Source organism: Pseudomonas edaphica, assembly GCF_005863185.1.
Lineage (GTDB): Bacteria > Pseudomonadota > Gammaproteobacteria > Pseudomonadales > Pseudomonadaceae > Aquipseudomonas > Aquipseudomonas edaphica.
On the sequence record NZ_VBVZ01000755.1, the window covers coordinates 1 to 2,692 of the forward strand.

Annotated in this window: 2 protein-coding genes; both read left to right on the forward strand. The window is 60.7% G+C overall.

The window, feature by feature from the left end:
- On the forward strand, window positions 1–372 hold a 372-nt coding region (locus tag FEM54_RS30015; protein WP_138454005.1), incomplete at its 5' end, for an ATP-binding cassette domain-containing protein.
- A gap of 154 nt (window positions 373–526) precedes the next feature.
- A partial coding sequence (locus FEM54_RS30020) for a TonB-dependent siderophore receptor (RefSeq protein WP_138454006.1) occupies window positions 527–2,692 on the forward strand: 2,166 nt, incomplete at its 3' end.

Below are 2,692 nucleotides of genomic sequence, written 5' to 3' on the forward strand. Positions count from 1 at the left end.
GACCTGGTCCAGGGCAGCGCCACGCAATCGCTGGACAGTGCTGCCAAGTACCTGGAGCGCCTGGAAATCGCGCACAAAGTCAGCGTCAAGGACGGCGTATTCAGCACCACCGACCTCTCCACCGGGCAGCGCAAGCGCCTGGCGCTGGTCAATGCCTGGCTCGAAGAACGCCCGGTGCTGGTGTTCGACGAATGGGCCGCCGACCAGGACCCGGCCTTCCGCCGCGTGTTCTACACCGAGCTGCTGCCCGACCTCAAGCGCCTGGGCAAAACCATCATCGTGATCAGCCACGACGACCGCTACTTCGACATCGCCGACCAACTGGTGCGCCTGCGAGCGGGCAAGGTGGTGCACGAGATGGAGCCGGCTTGAAATTTATTTTCCGGTTTTTCCGGATAGGAACGTCTCACTAGTGGTAATGAGAATTGACCTCAATAAACACTAAAAGCTGCCCACTTAAAACATAGAAGAGAATGCATCCATGCCAGCAACGTTCGGTCTGAGTCCCTTGAGCAAGGCACTCTCCATGCGCCGCCTCTTGAATACCCCTCTGCTGCCAAGCGCGATTGCCCTGGCACTGGCACTGCCGGTGGCAGGTTATGTGCAGGCGCAGGAAGTTGAGCTGAATGTGCCCGCACAGCCGCTGGGGAGCGCGCTTCAGGAGTTCGGTCGCCAGACCAACTTGCAGGTGCTCTACAGCCCTACCGATGTAGAAGGCAAGCGCAGCCACGCGATCAAAGGCAAGTTGCAACCTGGCCAGGCCATGACCACCTTGCTGTCCGGGACGGGCATCAGCTATGACCTGCAGGGCAGCTCGTTCACCATCAGCGCGGCGAAAACGTCGGCACTGGAACTGGGTGCTACCCAGGTAACCGCTAACCAGTTGGGGACCATCACCGAAGGTTCCGGCTCCTACACCCCTGGCACCATCGCCACCGCGACGCGCATGGTGTTAAGCCCACGTGAGACGCCGCAATCGATTTCCGTGGTGACCCGCCAGGCTATGGACGACTTCAGCCTCAAGTCGATCGACGACGTGATGCGTCACACACCGGGCATCACCGTTGCCACCTACGACAGCGAGCGCACCAGCTACTTCTCTCGTGGTTTCGCCATTCAGAACTTCCAGTACGACGGTATTCCGATCCTGCAGGATGCCCAGTACTCGTCGGGCCACACCTTGACCGACACCGTGATCTACGACCGCGTCGAAATTCTCAAGGGCGCCACCGGCCTGCTGACCGGCGCCGGCGGCCCGGGCGGCACCATCAATATGGTGCGTAAAAAGCCCACCTCGGAATTCAAGGGCTATGTGGACCTGGGCGCGGGCTCCTGGGACAACTACCGCTCCGAAATTGATGTCAGCGGCCCGCTGACCGAGACCGGCAACGTGCGTGGCCGTGCTGTTGCGGCGTACCAGGACAAACACACGTTCCTCGATCACTACCAACGCCAGACCAACGTCTACTACGGCATTCTCGAGTTCGACCTGGCACCGGATACGTTGCTGACCATCGGTGGCGACTACCAGGACAGTGACCCGCAGGGCTCCAGCTGGTCCGGTGCGGCCTCGCTCTTTGACTCGGCCGGCAACCACATCAGCACCCCGCGCTCCTTCAACAACGGCGCCAAGTACAGCAAGTGGAAACAGTACACCCGTACCGCCTTCGCCACCCTGGAACACACGTTCGACAACGGCTGGGTCGGCAAGGCGCAGTACAACCACCAGATCAACGGCTACAAAGCCCCGTTGTCGGCCCTGCTGTCACCCAATGCCGAAACGGGCAAGGCATCGCTGCTGACCCGTACCTACAATGGTGAAACCACCAGCGACACGGGTGATCTCTACGCCACTGGGCCGTTCAGCCTGTTCGGGCGTGAGCACGAACTGGTGGTCGGCACGTCGGTCTCGCGCTCGCACTGGCTGGGCAGCGACTACACCAACGCCACCAACTACGACAACAGCCACGACTACTTCAACTGGGACGGCGACGCCCCCAAGCCGGACCGTGGTCCTCGAACCAAAAAGAACGACGAGCTGACCCGCCAGAGCGCCAGCTACATCACCGGGCGCTTCAGCCTCGCGGATGACTTGCACCTGATCCTCGGCACTCGGGTCAACAACTACGAAGTCAGCGGCACCAGCCAGGTCAAGGACACCGGCAAGGTAGTGCCTTATGCCGGCATCACCTATAACCTCAACGACAACTTCTCGGCCTACGCCAGCTTCACCGAAATCTACCTGCCCCAGGACGATTACCGAGACCGCAACGACAAACCGCTGGAACCGGATGAAGGCAAGAACTACGAGATCGGCCTTAAGGGCGAGTTCTTCGACGGTCGCCTGAATTCGAGCCTGGCCTACTTCGAGGTTCACGAGAAAAACCGCGCCGTCGACGACACGGATTACATCCCCAACAGCCACCCAGGGCTGGATTACGCCTCCAGGGGCACCGAAGCCAAGACCAAAGGCTACGAAGCGGAAATTTCCGGCGAGCTGGCGCCAGGCTGGCAGTTGCAGGCGGGCTATACCCATAAGATCATGCGCGACAAACAGGGTGAGAAGCTCTCCACCTGGGAGCCGGAAGATCAGGTCAATATCTACACCAGCTACAAGCTGACCGGCCCACTCGACAAGCTGACCCTGGGCACCGGCGTGCGCTGGCAGGGCACTGGCTGGAAACTGCTGAAC